Source organism: Arthrobacter sp. PsM3 (genome assembly GCF_030433895.1).
Classification (GTDB): domain Bacteria; phylum Actinomycetota; class Actinomycetes; order Actinomycetales; family Micrococcaceae; genus Arthrobacter.
Genome location: NZ_JARUXE010000055.1, coordinates 1 through 18,603 on the forward strand (window position 1 = coordinate 1; position 18,603 = coordinate 18,603).

12 protein-coding genes and 1 pseudogene are annotated in these 18,603 nt (G+C 60.8%); 10 read left to right on the forward strand and 3 right to left on the reverse strand.

Annotation, left to right across the window (positions count from 1 at the left end; translation table 11 throughout):
- Window positions 1-409 precede the first annotated feature (409 nt).
- A complete protein-coding gene (locus QCD75_RS19875) occupies window positions 410-1,822 on the reverse strand; it encodes a hypothetical protein (RefSeq protein ID WP_301231185.1) in 1,413 nt (470 codons plus the stop codon).
- A gap of 2,760 nt (window positions 1,823-4,582) precedes the next feature.
- Here QCD75_RS19875 and QCD75_RS19880 point away from each other — a divergent pair.
- The 9 genes from QCD75_RS19880 (at window position 4,583) to QCD75_RS19920 (ending at window position 15,061) form a co-directional block, all read left to right on the forward strand.
- Window positions 4,583-5,590 (forward strand): LacI family DNA-binding transcriptional regulator, encoded by a 1,008-nt coding sequence (locus QCD75_RS19880; protein WP_301231199.1) that lies wholly within the window; start codon window positions 4,583-4,585, stop codon window positions 5,588-5,590.
- 190 nt (window positions 5,591-5,780) lie between these two features.
- Complete coding sequence (locus QCD75_RS19885; RefSeq protein WP_301231187.1) at window positions 5,781-7,319, forward strand: ABC transporter substrate-binding protein; 1,539 nt, start codon at window positions 5,781-5,783, stop codon at window positions 7,317-7,319.
- A 129-nt stretch (window positions 7,320-7,448) separates the two neighbouring features.
- The gene (locus QCD75_RS19890) at window positions 7,449-8,426 is read left to right on the forward strand and encodes an ABC transporter permease (protein WP_301231189.1); all 978 of its coding nucleotides are present in this window, start codon (window positions 7,449-7,451) and stop codon (window positions 8,424-8,426) included.
- 13 nt (window positions 8,427-8,439) lie between these two features.
- The gene (locus QCD75_RS19895; protein ID WP_301231190.1) at window positions 8,440-9,378 is read left to right on the forward strand and encodes an ABC transporter permease; all 939 of its coding nucleotides are present in this window, start codon (window positions 8,440-8,442) and stop codon (window positions 9,376-9,378) included.
- A 3-nt stretch (window positions 9,379-9,381) separates the two neighbouring features.
- Window positions 9,382-10,419: an ABC transporter ATP-binding protein gene (locus tag QCD75_RS19900; protein ID WP_301231191.1), complete on the forward strand. Its 1,038-nt coding sequence runs from the start codon at window positions 9,382-9,384 to the stop codon at window positions 10,417-10,419.
- Window positions 10,416-11,366, forward strand: coding sequence for an ATP-binding cassette domain-containing protein (locus QCD75_RS19905; RefSeq protein WP_301231192.1), 951 nt, complete (start codon window positions 10,416-10,418; stop codon window positions 11,364-11,366). Before QCD75_RS19900 ends, QCD75_RS19905 begins: the two co-directional genes overlap by 4 nt.
- Before the next feature lie 85 nt (window positions 11,367-11,451).
- Window positions 11,452-12,384, forward strand: coding sequence for a carbohydrate kinase family protein (locus QCD75_RS19910; RefSeq protein WP_301231193.1), 933 nt, complete (start codon window positions 11,452-11,454; stop codon window positions 12,382-12,384).
- Window positions 12,385-12,484: 100 nt separating this feature from the next.
- Entirely contained in the window at window positions 12,485-13,990 is a 1,506-nt protein-coding gene (locus QCD75_RS19915; RefSeq protein ID WP_301231194.1) for a glycoside hydrolase family 32 protein, read from the forward strand.
- A 72-nt stretch (window positions 13,991-14,062) separates the two neighbouring features.
- Window positions 14,063-15,061, forward strand: coding sequence for an aldo/keto reductase family protein (locus tag QCD75_RS19920; RefSeq protein WP_301231195.1), 999 nt, complete (start codon window positions 14,063-14,065; stop codon window positions 15,059-15,061).
- A 78-nt stretch (window positions 15,062-15,139) separates the two neighbouring features.
- Here QCD75_RS19920 and QCD75_RS19925 read toward each other — a convergent pair.
- Window positions 15,140-15,439: pseudogene (locus tag QCD75_RS19925) on the reverse strand (DUF4193 domain-containing protein).
- Window positions 15,440-15,784: 345 nt separating this feature from the next.
- Between QCD75_RS19925 and QCD75_RS19930 the strand changes: the two are divergent.
- Entirely contained in the window at window positions 15,785-15,988 is a 204-nt protein-coding gene (locus QCD75_RS19930; protein WP_091256599.1) for a cold-shock protein, read from the forward strand.
- 19 nt (window positions 15,989-16,007) lie between these two features.
- Here QCD75_RS19930 and QCD75_RS19935 read toward each other — a convergent pair whose 3' ends face one another.
- On the reverse strand, window positions 16,008-16,163 hold the full coding sequence (locus QCD75_RS19935) for a hypothetical protein (protein ID WP_301231197.1): 156 nt from the start codon (window positions 16,161-16,163) through the stop codon (window positions 16,008-16,010).
- Between the last annotated feature and the right edge of the window lie 2,440 nt (window positions 16,164-18,603).

Here is an 18,603-nt window from a genome sequence, read left to right on the forward strand (position 1 = left end):
AACCGGCGCCAACCCAGGCGAACCAACAGGCCACACCAGACTGCCCGAAAACAGAAAACAACCGCCCACCAGCCGCAGCCACAAATCAGCGACCATCAACGAGCATCATGAAAAATCGAGGCTAGGAGCTTTCCGCGGAGGCGTCAAGGGCTCATCAGCAACGCCTTCTGCTGCTGGGCGGTTCCCTGCACGCAATCCGGGCGCTCCGCGCCGGGCATTCCCTGCCTGGGAGATCTGAATCTGCTAGTCGTCGGGGTCCTGAGCCGCGCATGGGCAATTGCCCCGGCGCGAAAAGGAGCGCGGCCGCGAGAACGATTTGAAATACGTCGCCCAGCGCTTTTTCAGTTGGCGATTCTGGCCCTATTTTCGGGACGTCAACATTCTTGGCGAATCGTCACCGCTGCGGATCTTATCGGGCGCGACGTAATGCTCGTATAAGTTTTGAGGGCTTTCTGCGTAAACCCAGTTGACCGCGCAACCTGAAAATAACCACGCCGATTGCGATGGCAAAGATCACGAGGATGGCTGCGAAGACACCCCACCGATCCGGAACGATGGATACAATCCCGATCAATGCGAGCACAAGAACTAACAACACTTCCCGCAGTTGGGTGAACAGTTGGTGTCGCCTGCTAGCACGGATTCTTACAGCAGACAGCTTGCTACTGCCAAGCCCAAGCCTACTTCGTATCGATGCATCCAGAAAAATAGCCGGAAGGTCAGGAAAGACTCCCAAAGCATCAGCGGAACTGGGAAACCGGGACTCCAAGCCGCCGCCCGACAAAGATGTGCGCCGATCCTTTATGCTGTCTGGAAGCTCGATACACCTCAACCTCACCGGCTGGAGGACGCCAACATCATTGCATTGGACACCCTCCAAGATGATGGCGTCCCCCTGCAGAATTCCGAGAAACCGCATAGCCAGCGGTTCCATGAGGGCAACGTCTTGCTCCACGCTGGCAAGGTCCGCGGCCTGCACTCGACAAACTATGTAGCTGGGATCTCCAATGAAGCTAAGAACACGGCTTGTTCGGGGAGGGCTCGCGGGTTGTAGTGAAACGAATTCCTGACGCTCGATGCCTAAGGCGTTGCGTACTATCTGGTCCACCGCCACTGTGCCTCTATCTAACCCATCCACCTGTACCACGCGAACCATTAGCCCTGGCCGGCCCGAGAGGGTGCTTCCTTCCACAAATGCCGTCACGACGGCATTTTGCTGAATTCCGAACTCTTCCGCGTCGTCTGGACGAATTCCAATGCATTGCTGGCCTTGGCGCTCGATGAGATCATCTGTGGGCAGCGCACGGAATGTTCCTCTTTGCGCTGGCCGCTCGATCGAGAGCACATTGCCATATGGGGTGAGCCTCGACGGTGCTAAGGTCTCGAAGTCGGATTTCCCTGCGAGACCGGCCTCGCGAAACCACTCTTTGGCCCAAATCTGATTCGAGGGCGTCGCGAGCCTCATAGCAACTCGCTCAGCCGGCCCCTGAAAGAACGGACTTCCATGATTGACCCCAATGTCCGGGCCTCCAGTATCTGTGAGGAGCCGAAAAAGGGTGCTCTGGTCAGTGAATGGAAGCTTTTCTCCGTTGCCACCGGTCAGAACACCCCAGCGCGAGGCGAACAGAGAATATGTTTCTGGTCGCTCTCCATTGTCTAAAACAAGCGGACAAGTCCCTCCATCAAGTTGAATTCGCCGGTAATTGGGCTCAGTTTCGTCGAGCGCCAGCAGTTGGCGTTCGTCCAGCCAGGAAACCCAGACTGTGGTGCGGGCTCCAGACCGGAAATAGGGAGCTGCCGCAATGTAACCAACGCGACTCACGTGCGCAGAGTGTCCGATCCCCACGTTGTGTAACTGAGCACGGACCAAGGGCAGGACTCTGCTTACAGGCTGCCTATACTGTGCGAACTTCCGCCTCATTACGTCCGGGCTTGAATTCGAGCCAATAGAAACTACCAGAAAACGGTTGTCAAGCGGTGCGGCGTTCGCCTCGACAAGGGCCTTGTTTAGGCAACATGAAGAAAAGGATTCGCCCGGACCGTTCCGTCGATGAGATTGACCCAAGCGCCGCCCGTCCACTAACTGTATGGAAAGGAACTCACGACCAACAATGAGACCCGAGGTAGGGGGTGGATCCCAAGGATACTCGAGCGGATTCATCGGGGTGGCCCCACTTTTCTCGTTTGCCATTCTCTACTCTCCGTCTGGCGTGGCTGCGGTTTGATATGCAGACGCTACTCCTCAGCAGAACTCTAAGGAACAGCAAGCCACGAGGCAGGAGAGGGGTAGGCCTAGCGATGATTGGGCCTGCCGAAAATCGAATAGCGTTCGTAGAACAAGATCCAAAAGCAGAACCGACGTCGTACCGCCGAGATACCGCAAGGACGGCCACCCGCCTCTCAGGCAGCGAATGGCCGTTCCCCGGCTACCGCGCAGGGCAGCACATCCACCCCAACACCCTCATGGATCGTCTCCGGGAGGCCGGCATCGACCTCCTAGTGGCACGCAACGCATCCTGTCAATGGCCAATAGTTTGCGCCCACGTCAACGTGGTCCCCGCGCCGCTCGTCGCCGAAATGCTCGGATACAGCTACCAAGTCACACAGAAACACGCCGCAGCAGCGGCCGGTCCTGGGGCGAAGTATCCAATGGGCACTCAGATAGGCAACTGAATGCCCTATGAGCGCTGACAGAATTACGGCTGCCCGGTCCACTCAGCTGCAGTCTGAACGGGAGCCGAGCCGGTCAGAGTACAGGACGACAGACTGCTGGAACCTAGGGTCGATAGAGCGTCAATCAAAGATATTTTTGCTGGCTCACGTTAGAACGAGTGAGTCATCTTAGCCCCGTTCCGTCGGTCGAGATCCGGGACTCTGCGGCGAGGGGCCCGGCCAAGTGCAACGGACCCAGCCGGGGGCAATTCATATACTGAGGGCAGCAAAGCCCACCAATTCCTACAAGGCGCCCTCAAAGCCGGCACTGCCCACCGACTGGCCAGGCTCAACGACCTCATGATCTGCTCCGGATCAGTTGACAATCATGCCGTTCCCCCCGCAGTCCTGCATGAACAGGTATCCGAGCGGAAATTCCGGACCGGCCGCAACCCCCGGTCGATTTAAAGAATAATCAGCAAGTCATGTTGTACGCAGTCCTAGCCGCAATGAATTGGTGAACGCGAAAACCCAACGGAAGGACCAAAGAGGATGAACACCCAGAAGAGACCCCACAGGGCGGCACACGGTCCGCCGTAGTCAGTCGCTCCCCTACACAACCGAATAGGCCGTTCCGGGACCCCACACACCCGGAATATCAGATCAGAGGCGGGAGTGTGCACAATGTGCACACGAAAAAGCACCAAAAGGCCCCTGAACAGGGAAAACACGTGCCCGAGGTGGGACTCGAACCGGGTTCCATCCCCCGCAAACACTGGACTCCCCCGGAAACATACCGAGTACGGGCCAGTCCGGCACCAGTACGACCCGATCCGACCCCGGGGTGTCCACATTGTGCACACCCCCTTTTTTGCCATTTTGTTACCGGATCCAGAAATTGGCCATGAAGGCTGGAGACGGTTCCGGCGGAGACCGAATGGGACCGTCTCCATCGCTCTGCCGCAAAAGTTGCTGGAGCTGGCTGCGCGCGGCAAGGGCGGGATGAGCGCTGGCGGATGATGATCGTGCTAGTGGCGAGATGCCAGGCGAACAAAATCTGGGCGGGAGTGGCACGTTGCCGGGCCGCCATCGATTGCTCAGTGGCTGCGCGAGGTCGCCGCCCTGCCCCAATGACCGTATGACTCGACGGCGAGGCCCAGAGAGCGGCTCACGGCCGCAGGGCCGCGCCGCTGAAAGGTCGAGTGCATTTCTAGCTGGTTCACCGCCGGGACGACATCCGAGGCCGCGTGGAGAGTACCCTGGTGGCGCAAATCACCTATTAGGGAACCGGCCACCCCCCTTCGTCGGCGAATTCCGAAGCACTCTTGAAGTCCTCAAGTACGCCGAAAGTGTGTTGTGAAGAATCTCGTCCTTCGCAACGATCCGGACGGCCGCAGCGCTTCGTGTGAACAATCAAACAGGCGGGCTTTCTTGCTCACAACTGCGACCATTCGACGTTCTCCTCGCGAGACACGTCGAATCCTGAGCCGATAGCTGGCCGTCGGGGTGCAACCTTGGACGCCGACGGGGCAAATACTCCTAGAAGTGATCCGCAGACGTGTAAGTAGGATGTGCAGATTAAGATCCGGTGATTTGCCCTCCCGCCATGTGCCTGGACGCTGAAGTCCGGGCCGCCTGAGGGATTCGCACCCAGAGTGCTGCCCCGCGGGATCCTGTGCCCGGTGACCGGTTGTGCGTTTCCCAAGGTCGGCCGCGACGATGCACAGCTCACCAGTTGCTCCATCCGCTGATTGCTCGCCGACAGCCTTGACACTCCAACACACCACGGGATATGTTTTATCTCACATCCACTAACGCGCGTTAGTAACGCGCATCAGTAGATCCGGCTAGACTCTCACCCAATATTCATCCCTACTTACTAGACATCGGACGGTCAATGGAGACGCACCCACGGCAGGCCAAAGTGACGATGCAGGATGTCGCGAACTATGTCGGAGTCTCTCGAACGACTGTTTCCTTTGTCCTGAATGGAGGAACGGGAAACGGAATTCCACAAGAAACCCGTGACCGCGTCCTTCAGGCCGTGACCGAACTGGGCTACCGCCCGAACGCCGGAGCCCGTGCTTTGGCAGCCAAACACACCAAGCTCTACGGGCTCATCACGGAAATCGTGATCGCGCCTTATGCCGCCAACATCGTCCGAGGCGCCGAGGAACAGGCAGCGCGGGAGGGTAAGACGCTTCTCATAGCCAGCACTGACGGCAGCAGCGACTCCGACCGGCGGGCCATCGAGACGATGCTTGAGCACCGTGTCGAGGGTCTGATCTATGCAACAAGCTGGCATAGGGGTGTGCGGTTGCCTGCTCTTACAGCCGAGGTGCCGACGGTCCTGGTTCACTGTTTTGACGAGGCAGCCCAGCTCCATTCGGTCATTCCTGACGAGGCTCAGGGTGGCTACGCCGCCACCATGAGGCTCATTAGGGCCGGACACGACCGGATCGGATTCATCAACCTTGATCCGGCCATTCCAGCAGCCGTCGGCCGCCGGTCCGGATATGTCTGCGCCCTTGAAGAGGCCGGTATAGGCCTGGACGAGAAGTTGGTCATCAACGAGGACGGCGAGGCAGACCAGGGCTACCGCGCGGCAGCTGCCCTCCTTGATGGCGCCCGGCCTCCAACCGCGATCTTCTGCGCCACTGACCGCATGGCCATGGGCGCTTACGACGCAATCAAAGAACGAGGGTTTCGTATTGGGGACGATATCTCCGTGGTTGGCTTCGACAACCAGGAAATTATCGCCAACTACCTGCGTCCCAGCCTGACGACAGTCGCGCTGCCGTTCCGGCAAATGGGGGCAACCGGCGTCGCGCTGCTGGCCAAACTGGCAGCGAACCGCGATCTGGCCCCGCTCCAACACATTGTCGAATGCCCTTTGGTGGAGCGTACATCCGTGCGCCTGCCGGTCCCGGCATCCTGACTTCCACCATCCGCTAACCCATCTCCCTTTCACTGACGAAACGAGCTCCCTCATGCCCAAAATCCACCCCAAAAGGTCACTGTCGGTTGTTGCAGCCACACTGGCGATCGGCGCCCTGGCTCTCACCGGCTGCGGCGCCGGAAACACATCCGGGGGCACAACAAATGGTGGGAGTGCCTCCAACGGGCTCTTGACAATCCCCCGGGAGGACACTGCAACGTTCACCAGCAACTTCAACCCCTTCTCCCCGAAAGCGCTTCCGATGACGAAGGAGTCGGTCTTCGAGCCCCTGCTGATCGTCAACCCTGTCAAAGGGGAACCGGTACCCTGGCTCGGCGCTTCATGGAAAGCAGATGAAGACGGCAAGGGAGCCACCTTCACGCTCCGTGACGGGGTCAAATGGTCAGACGGACAGCCCCTGACCGCCGACGATGTTGTGTACACCTTTGAACTTCAGATGAAGATCCAAGGCGGATTTGACTACCTGGCTAAGGTCTCGGCCGTCGACGCGCACACCGTCCGTTTCGATTTCAACAAGCCCTACGCTCCCGGACTTTACGAAGTCGGCCAGCAGGTCATCGCCCCTAAGCATGTCTGGTCCCAGATCGCGGACCCGGCAAAGGCCACCAACGAGAACCCGGTAGGCACAGGCCCTTACACGCAGGTCTCCAATTTCCAGACACAGTCATTCGAACTGGACAAGAACCCCAACTACTGGCAGCCCGAGAATCAGCAGCTCATCGGCATCAGGATGCTGGCATTCGCCGGCAACTCCGGGGCGAATCTCGCCCTGCAGAACGGTGATGTGGACTGGAGCGACCAGTTCATCCCCAACGTCCAGAAAACCTTTATCGACAAGGATCCGGCGCACCGGCACTTCTGGTACCCCACCACCGGTGGCACGATCAACTGGCAGATGAACACCACCAAGGCTCCATTTGATGATGCAGTCGTACGCAAAGCACTCAGCATGGCCGTGGACCGCGACCAGGTCGCCAGCCTGGGGATGTCCGGGTACACCCATCCTGCCGACTGCACCGGCCTCAGCGACGCCTATAACAGCTGGCGCGACCAGAGCGTCGTCGACAAGTGCGACTGGACAAAACTGAACGTGGATAAAGCCAACCAGATGCTCGATGACGCCGGCTACAAGAAGGGAACCGACGGTATCCGCACCCTCAAGGACGGCAAGCCGTTCCAGTTCAAGTTCTCTGTCGGCTCGGCATCTTCTGACTGGCTCTCCGTCGGCCAGATCATCTCCAAGAACATGGAAAAACTCGGCGTGAAGGTCGAAGTCAGCTCCCCTGACTGGTCCCAGGTCGTCTCCGGCTACACAGACGGATCCTTCGACAGCGGCATCGTCTGGAGCAACGGAGCCGCGACGCCCTTCGAGTTCTACCGCGGCGTAATGTCACAGAAAGTCGTTGTGCCGGTCGGCGAAAAGGCCAACGAAAACTACCACCGGTTCGGCGACCCGGAAGCCACCGCAACGCTCGACAAGCTCGCAGCGACGGCAGACCCGGCAACGCAGAAGAGCCTCGTCGACTCCCTGGAGGCACGGTTCAATGACGTGGCCCCGGTGATCCCGCTGTTCTCGGGCCCGGCGTGGGGCGCCTACACCGACCAGCGATTCACGGGCTGGCCCAGCAGCGATAACCCGTATGCAACGCTGTCGGCCCGCTCCGCCACCACAGTTCTGGTTCTGACCTCACTCAAGCCGGCCCAGTAGGCCTCACGTGGCTGTTCGGGGCAACCGGCCCCGAACAGCCACCAAAGCCCCACACAAACACCCGTTACCACCTGCCGGACCCGGACCGACCCCGGGCGGCGCAACAATCACCAAGAAAGAAGCGGAATCATGGTATTCCTCCTCCGCCGCCTGGGGTTCTACGTCATCGCCTTCTGGGCCTGCATCACCCTGAATTTCTTCCTCCCGAGACTGATGCCCGGGGACCCTGTCAGCAGAATGTTCTCCCAAGTACAGTCCCAGATGCGCCCGGACCAGGTGGATGCGCTCCGGCGGCTCTTCGGTCTGGACGACCGGCCCCTATGGGAGCAGTACATCGCCTACATCGGCAAGATCTTCCGTGGGGACATGGGCATCTCCCTGTCCCGATTCCCCTCCCCCGTTTCGGAGGTGATCGGATCACAAATCGGCTGGACCCTCCTGCTCGGCGGCACCTCCCTGATCATTGCCGTCATTCTTGGCAATTTCCTCGGCGTTCTGGCAGCGTGGCGGCGCGGAAAGTTCCTGGACTCCGTCTTCCCCCCTCTGCTGATTTTCGTCGGATCATTTCCCTACTTTTGGCTGGCCATGGCCGCCCTCTATCTGTTCGGGATAACCCTGGGCTGGCTGCCTCTAAGCCATGCCTTCTCCACAGGCCTCAGCCCCTCGTTCTCCCTTAAATACATCGGCGACGTAGCCGCTCACCTCATCCTCCCGGCCCTGACCATCGTCCTGGTCTCCATCGGCGGCTGGATGCTGGGAATGCGCAACACGATGATCGCCACCACCGCTGAGGACTACATCACAATGGCCCGGGCCAAGGGACTCCGTCCGGCACGAATCATGTTCCAGTACGCGGCCCGCAACGCCATGCTGCCCTCCGTAACATCGTTCGGCATGTCCCTCGGCTTCGTCGTCGGCGGCGCTCTCCTCACCGAGACCGTGTTCGCTTACCCGGGCATCGGCTACCAGCTCCTGACATCCGTCCAGGCACTGGACTACCCGCTGACCCAAGGCATCTTCCTCACCATCACCGCCGCCGTGCTGGCAGCTAACTTCCTGGTCGACATCATTTACGTAAGGCTGGACCCCCGGGTCCGGGTCAGCTAGAAACAGGTCCCTCATGTCACTTACAGACTCAACACCTACCGCAACCACCACGGCCGGCAACCCCACCATTCAAGTACCGGAACCTCCGGTCCGCGGACGCGTGGCCCACGGCGGGTTCGTCCACGGCATCCTCACGAACAAGAAGGCCCTCTTCGGGCTGGCCATCCTGGTCGTATTTGCCCTCCTCGCACTGCTGGCACCCCTCCTCGCACCGGGAAACCCCTCCGATTTCGGCCCCGAAGCATCTCTGGCGCCATCAGGGAACCACCTGCTAGGAACCACCTCCAAGGGACAGGACGTCCTCGCTTTGACCCTGTGGGGATCGAGAAGCTCGCTGACGGTCGGATTCACCGTCGGCATAGCGGCGACCTTCATCGGCTGTCTCGTCGGCATCGCCTCCGCGTACTTCGGCAAAGCCATCGACGAAGTACTCTCGCTCCTGACCAACATTTTCCTGCTCATCCCCGGACTTCCGCTCCTGGTGGTGCTCGCCGCGTTCCTACCGCCGGGACCCGCCACGGTCGTCATCGTCCTGGTCATCACCGGCTGGGCAGGCAGCGCCCGGGTGCTCCGCTCCCAGGCACTGTCTCTGCGCAGCAAGGACTTCGTCGCCGCGGCCGTGGTAACCGGTGAGAAAGCCTGGCGCATCATGTTCCGGGAAATCCTGCCCAACATGGCCTCCATCGTCATGAGCACCCTGCTCGGCTGCGTCATTTACGGCATCGGCGCCCAGGCAGGCCTGGAGTTCCTGGGGCTCGGCGATACCGGGTCCGTCAGCTGGGGGACCAACCTCTATTGGGCAAACAACGACGGCGCCCTCATGACCGGCGACTGGTGGGTCCTCCTGCCCTCGGGCGTAGCCATCGCCGTCGTCGCATTTGCCCTGGCCATGATCAACTACGCCGTTGACGAAATCACCAACCCCCGCCTGCGCGTGGAAAAGAAAGGCTGACAGATGGAAACCCTGACTGAAGAAGACCGGGCAAACAACGGCCATACCGCCGCCGCTCCCGTGCTGAGCGTGAAAAACCTGCAGGTCCAATACACGGCAGAAAGCGGAAACGTCACGGCCGTGGACGACGTCAGCTTCGACATCGGCGCCGGAGAAGTCTTCGGCCTCGCCGGTGAATCAGGCTGCGGCAAGTCCACCATCGCAAACGCGGTCATGCGGCTCCTGCAGACCCCGGCAAAAATCACCGGCGGCTCCATTGAGCTCGCCGGAAGGAATCTCCTGGACCTGGGCGAAGAAGAACTGCGACGCACCCGCTGGCGCGACGTGGCAATGGTCTTCCAAAGCGCGATGAACTCCCTGAACCCCGTCATGACCATCGGAGATCAAATCGTCGATGTCTTCACCACGCATGAACGGATGCCCAAGAAAGCTGCCCGCGAACGTGCCGCGGAACTGCTGAAACTCGTCGACATCAGCCCGGACCGCCTCAAGTCCTACCCGCACCAGCTCTCCGGCGGAATGCGCCAGCGGGCAGTGATCGCGATCGCGCTGGCGCTCAAACCCTCACTTCTCATCATGGACGAACCCACCACAGCGCTGGACGTGGTCGTCCAGCAGGAAATCATGCACCAGATCAAGGAACTTCAGCAGCGCCTGGGGTTTTCCATTCTGTTCATCACCCACGACATCTCACTCATGGTCGAGCTCTCCCACCGCATGGCGGTGATGTACGCGGGAAAGCTCGTCGAGGTCGCTCCCTCCAAGGACATGCTGGAGAACCCGCTTCACCCCTACACCAACGCTCTCATGGGAGCGTTCCCCCCGCTATCGGGTCCGAGAGTGGAGTTGACAGGCCTCCCCGACGCCCCGCCGAATATGGCACACCATCCCACCGGCTGCCGCTTCCACCCCCGGTGTCCGCTCGCGATCGATGAGTGCCGCACCGTCCCGCCGCCGCTCCTCCCAAAAACCGCAAACCACGACGCAGCGTGCCTACTCGTACCCGGATATGTCCTCCCCCGCGAAAGGTCACGCCGATGAGCCCCGCACGCAGCACTTCACCAGGCCCCGAAACAGGGACCGCGCCCCTGGTCCAGGTACGCAACCTGAGCAAGGACTACCATCTGGGAAGCTTTCCCTTCCGTTCGACCGTACGCGCAGTCAACGACGTCTCCTTTGACATCAACCATGGCGAGATTGTGGCACTTGTCGGGGAATCCGGCAGCGGAAAAAGCACCATCGCCCGCATCCTCGCCCGCCTTGAGCAGCCCACAGCCGGCCAGCTCATCATTGGCGGACAAGACATCTTTGCCACCGAACGGCGCGGGGCATCAATGAAATACCGAAGCAAAGTCCAAATGGTCTTCCAGGACCCCTTCGGATCCCTCAACCCGGCACACCGCATCGAGCACTTCCTGACGCGTCCCCTGCAGCTCCACGGAGAAAACGACAGCCCAAAGGCCCTCAAACTCAAACTGCGTGAACTTATGGCAACAGTCGGACTGGGCGAGCAGATGCTGGACCGATACCCGCATCAGCTGTCCGGCGGACAACGCCAGCGCGTCGCCATCGCCAGAGCCCTTGCCGTGGAACCGGAAATCATACTGGCCGACGAACCCACCTCAATGCTCGATGTCTCGGTCCGGATCGGAATCCTCAATCTGATGCGCAAGCTCCGCGATGAACGCGGGGTGTCCATGCTCTACATCACCCACGACCTCGCATCCGCCCGCTACATCGCGGACACAACCATGGTGATGTGCGCCGGGGACCTGGTCGAGGGCGGAGAGAGCATCGAGCTGATGGCCGCCCCCCATCACCCATACACACAGTTGCTGCTCTCCGCCGTCCCCGACGCCCGCAGGACCCAGACCGTCCGCCCGCCCAAGAGGGATGCCGCGGCGCGGAACACCGGCCGCGGCACCGGCGAACGTATCGCCCTCAGCGCATCCCATTGGGCGCTGAAAGTGCCGGTACCGGCCGCCTGACGGTCCGCAGACCGCCACTTGCCGGCCGAATCAGACCTAGACAGCTTCGCTACAGGCTGCCGAATCTCAAAGAAAGAATCACACGATGAAACCAGCTGCCGCACTATCCGGCGCACTCTCCGGTGTGCCGGAGGTGATTGTTGTCGGTGAAGCACTCATTGACGTGGTTCACACAGGGGACGGGGTCTCAGAGCACCCCGGGGGCTCCCCTGCCAATGTGGCCTATGGACTCGCCCGTCTGGATGTATCAACAGGGTTCCTGACCTCAATCGGCATGGATGACCGGGGTCGTGCCATCGGCAACCACCTCGCCGGTGCAGGTGTCCACTTACTCCCAGGCTCCCGGTCCGCCACCGCCACATCGACCGCCACAGCAACACTGGCCACCGACGGGTCCGCAACCTATTCCTTCGACCTCACCTGGCAACTGTCCCCGTTTGCTCCGACGTACCTGCCCGGGCTCGTGCACGCCGGGTCGATCGCCAGCTTCCTCGCCCCCGGAGCGGCCGGCGTGAAGTCCCTCCTGCAGCACTGCGCAGGCATCAGCACTGTCACCTATGATCCCAACATCCGGCCCGAACTGCTCGGCAGCCAACACGAAGCCAGGACCATCTTCGAAGATCTCGTTCCCCTCACGGACGTCGTGAAACTCAGCGACGAGGACGCCGCATGGTTGTATCCACGCAGATCGCCGGAGGAGGCTGCCCGCCACATACGCGGACTCGGCACGGATCTGGTCGTGGTCACCCGCGGGTCAGAAGGATCCTTCCTGCTCACCGCAGAGACGGAAATCAGTGTCCCCGCTGTGGAAACGGTTGTCGCGGACACCATCGGGGCAGGGGATGCCTACATGGCGGCCCTCATCCTGGGGCTTCTGACCAGAGGAGGCGAGGGCCTGGCTCCGCCCGTCCTCGAACAGATCGCCCGCATGGCATCCCTGGCAGCCGCCATCACCGTGGGCCGTCCAGGTGCGGACCTGCCCTCCTCGGCGGAAATGCGGGCAAGTCTGGTCAGCTGACCATCACTTTCCGTCTCCAGCACCGCGGTCAACCTGACGATCAAAGCAATATCCTGCCCCTTTCCTGCCCCATTCCGAATCTGAAACGAGTGCACCTGCCATGACGGCCGTGACCACCACACACCCGGAAACCTTCCGGCCCGCCCTGCATTACACGGCCCGAAACACCTGGCTCAATGACCCCAACGGACTGATCCACCACCAGGGCCTCTACCACCTCTACTACCAAAACAATCCCTTCGGAAACACTTGGGGAAACATGTCCTGGGGCCACGCGACGTCGGACAACCTCGTTGACTGGACCGAGCAGGCTGTCGCGATTGCCTGCGATGACCAGGAGGACATCTTCTCCGGCAGCATCGTGTTCGACAGCCAAAACAGCAGCGGGTTCGGCACCGAGACGACGCCCCCGCTAGTGGCCATATACACGAGCGCCTACAAGGAAGCCTCGCCGTGGCACGGCGGTCAGGCGCAGTCACTGGCCTACAGTCTGGACGGCGGCTTCACCTGGGAAAAATACGCTGGCAATCCCGTGCTCACCCGCAACTCCGCCAACTTCCGTGACCCAAAAGTTTTCCGCTATGACGGCAAAGCCGGCTCCTACTGGGTGATGACGGCCGTGGAAGCCCACGACTACAAAGTAGTCCTCTACAAGTCTGAGGACCTGAAAACCTGGGAACACCTCAGCGATTTCGGCCCCGCCAACGCCACCGGCGGCATCTGGGAATGCCCGGACCTGTTTGCCCTGCCGGTGGACGACAACCCACTGGATTTTAAATGGGTTCTGACGGTAAATCTGAACCCCGGCGGCCCGAACGGCGGTTCAGCCGGGCAGTACTTCACAGGAGACTTCGACGGCGTCCGATTCACCTCCGACTCCACCATCACCAGCGGAGAGCAGGACCCCGACCGCCTTCAGGAGTACGACTGGCTGGACTGGGGACGGGATTACTACGCCGCCGTCTCCTTCAGCGACGCCCCCGACGGCAGGCGAATCATGATCGGCTGGATGAACAACTGGGACTATGCCAATCAGATCCCGACTTCACCCTGGCGGAGCCCCATGTCTCTACCCCGGGAACTCTCCCTGGCCACCGTTGACAGTCGCACCATACTGGTCCAGAAAGTCGTCGAGGAAGCCGTAGGCCGCGATGAGGTGCCGGAAGTTCAGGTCGGACCTATCCATCTGTCCGTGGACACACGCCCCATCCCTGCCGCCACCGGCACCGTCCAGCTCATCGAAGCCGAGTTCACGGCAGGGACGGCCGAAGAATTCGGCCTCATCGTGCGCGGGAACGGCACGGAAGGAACCCGAATCGGCATCAACCCCGCCCAAGGCCGCCTCATCCTCGACCGGACCGCCTCGGGTGACACTAGCTTCCATGACGGATTTTCTTCCGTCGACACCGCCCCCATCAACGCCCGGGACGGCCGATACGAGCTGAAGATCTACCTCGACCACTGCTCCGTTGAAGTCTTTGCCCAACACGGCGAGCTGGTGCTCACCGACCTGATATTCCCAGACAAAACAAGCACCGGAGTCTCCATTTACGCCCACGGCGGTTCCGCAACACTCGAGAGCCTGACGATCACGCCCCTGGCATAGGCCAGGTGTGCCGCAGATGGCACCGCAAACCGGAATACGACCGTAGCAACAAGATATGAAAGAAGCACGAGCATGGAATACCGCAAACTTGGATCCTCCGGCATGTACATCAGCGAACTGGCCTATGGGAACTGGGTGACCCACGGCGAGCAGATCGACCAGGACGAGGCCACGGCCTGCGTCCGGCAAGCCCTGGATCTGGGCATTACCACCTTCGATACCGCCGACGCCTACGCTGGCACGCGCGCAGAACACACACTGGGTGAAGCGCTGGCCGGTGTCCGGCGCGAAAGCGTCGAGATCTTCACCAAGGTCTACTTCCCCACCGGCGAGGGCCGGAACGACCGCGGGCTGTCCCGCAAGCACATCATGGAATCCATCAACGGCTCCCTAAAGCGGCTGCAGACCGATTATGTGGATCTCTACCAGGCCCACCGCTACGACTACGAGACGCCACTGGAAGAAACCATGCAGGCCTTCGCCGACGTCGTGCGTCAGGGCAAGGCCCTGTATATCGGCGTCTCCGAATGGACTGTGGAGGAAATCCGAGCCGGCGCCGTACTCTCTCGGGAACTGGGCATTCAACTCATCTCCAACCAGCCCCAGTACTCTCTTCTCTGGCGGGTCATCGAAGAAGAAGTCGTCCCCACTTGCCAGGAGCTGGGCCTGGGACAGATCTGCTGGTCCCCCATGGCACAAGGCGTCCTGACCGGAAAATATGTCCCCGGTCAAGCTGCCCCGGCAGCATCCCGATTCACAGGCGAGGACGGCGAGCTCAAATCAGACAACCGCTACCTGACCGAAGACATCCTCACCCGGGTCCAGCAGCTCAAACCCCTCGCCGCGGACGCCGGCCTATCCATGCCCGCCCTCGCCGTCGCCTGGGTGCTGCAAAACCCCAACGTCTCGGCTGCCATTGTCGGGGCCTCCCGCGCTGACCAGCTCATAGACACAGCAACCGCAGCAGGAGTGAAACTTGACCCTGCCCTGCTGGCGCAGGTGGATGACATCCTGGACCCGGTCATTGAACGCGACCCCGCCAAAGTGGAGTCCTTCAAAATCCGTCCGTGAAGGGAACGGAACGGCGCGAAGAGCCTGCGGCTCACGGATAGAGACGGATTCGAGTCCGGCATCTGGAGCGGGCGCGAACTAGCCTTCGCAATCGAAGCAGTATGAGTGGCCGTTCTTTTCGCGCGCGAGCTGGGACCGGTGCCGGACCAGGCAGGAGTAGCAGGTGAACTCGTCCCCGGCCTAGGGAATGACTTGGACGATGAGTTCCTCCGAGACGAACTCTCCGCCGGGTGTCATGGCCTCGTCCAGTGCGTCTGATTCGTCCAGCTCGCGGACGACGCTGTTGGCATCCGGGGCGTTGGCGGATTGCAGCACCTCCAGGGAGCGGACCTGTGATTCCTTGACGGCGGAACGTACTTCGTCGTAATCGGTTGCCACTGAGGGCCATTCTCTTTTCCAACGTTCTTACCTGACGTGGCTGGGCCCCCGTTAGCAGTACTCCCCCAAGTCTGAAATGGTGGCCGTGCGCCGCAACGTGTCGTCCACAGCAGGATCCCTGAACAAGCTATTCACACCCAATCTCCGGACTAAAGACCTTTAGGCCCCAGTTCGCTATGGTGAGGCCACCGCGCCGGTTCGCTGGCTGCCGCGATCTCAGAAGCGTCCGCCGCTGACGCAATCTGTTGCCATGGTCCCGAACCCGCACATAGGCTCAAACCTGTGAGTGGCGGGGACGGCAATCCGAGAAGCGGAACCGACCAGCGACCCGTGAAGGAAACAAGCATGGCTACAGGTACTGTCAAGTGGTTCAACGCCGAAAAGGGCTTCGGATTCATTGCCCCCGACGACGGAAGCGCTGACGTGTTCGCACACTATTCGGCAATCGCCTCCAGCGGTTACAAGTCCCTGGACGAGAACCAGAAGGTTCAGTTCGACATCACCCAGGGACCCAAGGGCCCCCAGGCAGAAAACATCCAGCCGCTCTAAAGCTCCTGGAAGAGACCGGTCAGCCTATGCGGCCGGCCGGTCTCTCGTTGTGTTCGGGCACCTGCGAGGCGACCGCCATCTGTTCTTCTTCCCGCTTCTTGGCCCGCAGCGCCTTCGCTTCGGCCTTCTGGATCGAGGCCCTCGCCGCGTTGACGCCGGCGGAGGCAGAGATCATCCGGATCTGATTGAGGGCAACGTGGCCAGCTCCCACCGCCAAAACAGCGAAGACAGCGACGCCGGATACCCAGAAACCGGATACGGCGATGACGGGAAAAACGACGGCTGCGGCGGCGGGCTGAATGGTGGGACGGCAGAGGCAGGGCCCACCAACTCCTACAACTCGCCTCCGAGGCCGGCCACGCCTGCCGACTGGCCACCCTCAGCAAGCTCATGATCAGCTCCGGATCAGTTGCCAGGTCATGCCGTTCCCCCCGCACTCCTGCATGAACAGGTATCAGAGCGGAGAATCCGGACCAGCCGCAAACCCAGGTCCATCTAGAGAATATTCAGCAAGTCATGTTGTACGCGGCTGTAGCCACCATGAAGGAGTGAACGCGAAAACCCGACGGAAGGACGAACGAGGATGAACACCCAGAAGAGGCCCCACACGGCGGTACCCGGTCCGTAGTAGGCGGCCGCTCCCCCACACAACCGAATAGGCCGTTTCCGGGACCCCACACGCCCGGAACATCAGATCAGAGGCGAGAGTGTGGACACTGTCCACACGAAAAAAGCACCAAAAAGCCCCTGAACAGGGAAAACACCGTGCCCGAGGTGGGACTCGAACCGGACTCCGGGCCGTGTAAAACCGCCACTCCCCGGAAAACATCAGCGATCCGGCCCAGTCCGGCACCGGTTCGACCCGATCCGATCCGAAGCCCAGGGTGTGCACATTGTGCCCACCTTCTTTTTTGACCACTGTGATGCAACAAACAGCAAAGGGCCGCAGCCCTGCCGGCATGGAGGAAGCCGGTCTGATCCGCGCCGTCATTCAGCCCTGTGTCACCCAAATGCCCGAGCCCTGGCCGGGGCTCGGCCTCGACTGAGCACCAGCATCAGGGACAGCGGAAGACTGGGAATCAACGAGCGCCATGGTGTTGCACCTCCTTCGTACATCCCATGGCGGAAAGAATAGAACCGCGCATGACCAGAACCCTCTGCCCGGGAGCACGACGGAACCCATCGAGTCCCCAGAACGACGAAAGGTCCATTGTCGGTGGTATTTGGTCCGCTTCGAGAGACCCAATATTAGCGATTTGGACTTAACGCTTTGGGCTGCCGCTGTGGCGATAGAGTCAGGGGCTGTGGAGTTCGTCGACGACGATGCCCAACACGACAGAGTCATTGTCTGAGAGTGCCTGCAAACCCTGAATGAAAGCGCCGAGCTCCGCTATACGGGCATCGCCTCCGTTTGACCAGAACTTGATCCAGAGGAATAGCAGGGTGTACTCCCCACTGCCCGACCCGGTGCTGACCGCCTGACGCAGGTCATCGACGGCCCACGCGTCTGCCTCCGTGCCGCCTTGAACCCTTTGGTGAATGCGCCCGGCTGGTGGTTGACTTCTCGCCCGGCGTGGCGGTTTGCTCCAGGACACGCGCTCCACTTGGGGACCCTCCCATGAACGCATACGGGGCAAGACCGCCGAAGACATCCGATGTACGAACCGCCTTACGGGATCGATGTTGGCTGTGGGTTGACCGGGTTCCTTCTCTCCCGGAGCAGAGTTCAAACGGACCTCCTCGTCTTAGCGCCCTCGAAGTCTCGTCCTTTACTCAGGGTGAAAACCCAATCGCGAGCCGCGGGGCATGCATAGAGCATCAGACTGACGATCCTCTCGCCTAATTGAAGGACGGGCCCCAACTTTCCCTCGTCGTGCCCGGTGGTAGTCCAGCGTCTAGCCGAGCCTCATAGCAACCTGGGGCGAGCCGCGTCACCAAGATGCCGACTCGCTCGGCCAGGGCCACGGGCTTCAAGAGATTCAGCGCTCTGTCCAAGGCGGCGTCCAATTCTTCTCGTTTTTGAACGGCTATGACAAGACGTTGGGGCGTTGCTTGAATGGTCATGATTCTCAACTCTCTTGGCTGGGTGCTTCCCTGCCATCGTTGTCGACCGCTTGGCGGTCGAATATTTAGCGGTGATAAGCGCGATTACGTCACGCTGCCTTTGTAAGATCCGTTATCGGCGGTTTAAGTACGTGAATTGCGGTGGATGCGAGAACTCCCGTTCGACAACGATCCAACGTTTTCGCGGGTCGGCGGGACCGTGCGTGTGGGGCAGTTCCGCAATCTATAGGTTCAATACACGGCTTGGGGTGTTGGCAGCCCAGCACGCGACGAGTCTGGGCCCACCTGTCAATAGACGCCGACGAGGCACCCATCGAGGACGCCTGACCCTCAGGCGCAGATCGCTTCAGGGGTTTCTGCCGTCGTCGTCGCCGAATACGACGAAATGCGCGGCATTGGAGCCCTAGCGGACGCGCTCCATGGGATTGGGACCTTCCAGCTGAACCGAGATTAAATTTGCCGCGTCGCTTCAGTAGAAAGAGTCGATCAGCGCGGTTAGCCGGCGTAGGGGTCGGCGATGCCGATGTACTGGGTGTAGAGGTATTCCTCGA

What these genes read in the sequence shown, in the direction of transcription:
- QCD75_RS19915 (WP_301231194.1), top strand. Translation starts at nt 12,485, where the DNA reads ATGACGGCCGTGACCACCACACACCCGGAAACCTTCCGGCCCGCCCTG.
- QCD75_RS19880 (WP_301231199.1), top strand. Translation starts at nt 4,583, where the DNA reads ATGCAGGATGTCGCGAACTATGTCGGAGTCTCTCGAACGACTGTTTCC.
- QCD75_RS19890 (WP_301231189.1), top strand. Translation starts at nt 7,449, where the DNA reads ATGGTATTCCTCCTCCGCCGCCTGGGGTTCTACGTCATCGCCTTCTGG.
- QCD75_RS19895 (WP_301231190.1), top strand. Translation starts at nt 8,440, where the DNA reads ATGTCACTTACAGACTCAACACCTACCGCAACCACCACGGCCGGCAAC.
- QCD75_RS19900 (WP_301231191.1), top strand. Translation starts at nt 9,382, where the DNA reads ATGGAAACCCTGACTGAAGAAGACCGGGCAAACAACGGCCATACCGCC.
- QCD75_RS19930 (WP_091256599.1), top strand. Translation starts at nt 15,785, where the DNA reads ATGGCTACAGGTACTGTCAAGTGGTTCAACGCCGAAAAGGGCTTCGGA.
- QCD75_RS19905 (WP_301231192.1), top strand. Translation starts at nt 10,416, where the DNA reads ATGAGCCCCGCACGCAGCACTTCACCAGGCCCCGAAACAGGGACCGCG.
- QCD75_RS19935 (WP_301231197.1), bottom strand. Translation starts at nt 16,163, where the DNA reads ATGATCTCTGCCTCCGCCGGCGTCAACGCGGCGAGGGCCTCGATCCAG.
- QCD75_RS19920 (WP_301231195.1), top strand. Translation starts at nt 14,063, where the DNA reads ATGGAATACCGCAAACTTGGATCCTCCGGCATGTACATCAGCGAACTG.
- QCD75_RS19910 (WP_301231193.1), top strand. Translation starts at nt 11,452, where the DNA reads ATGAAACCAGCTGCCGCACTATCCGGCGCACTCTCCGGTGTGCCGGAG.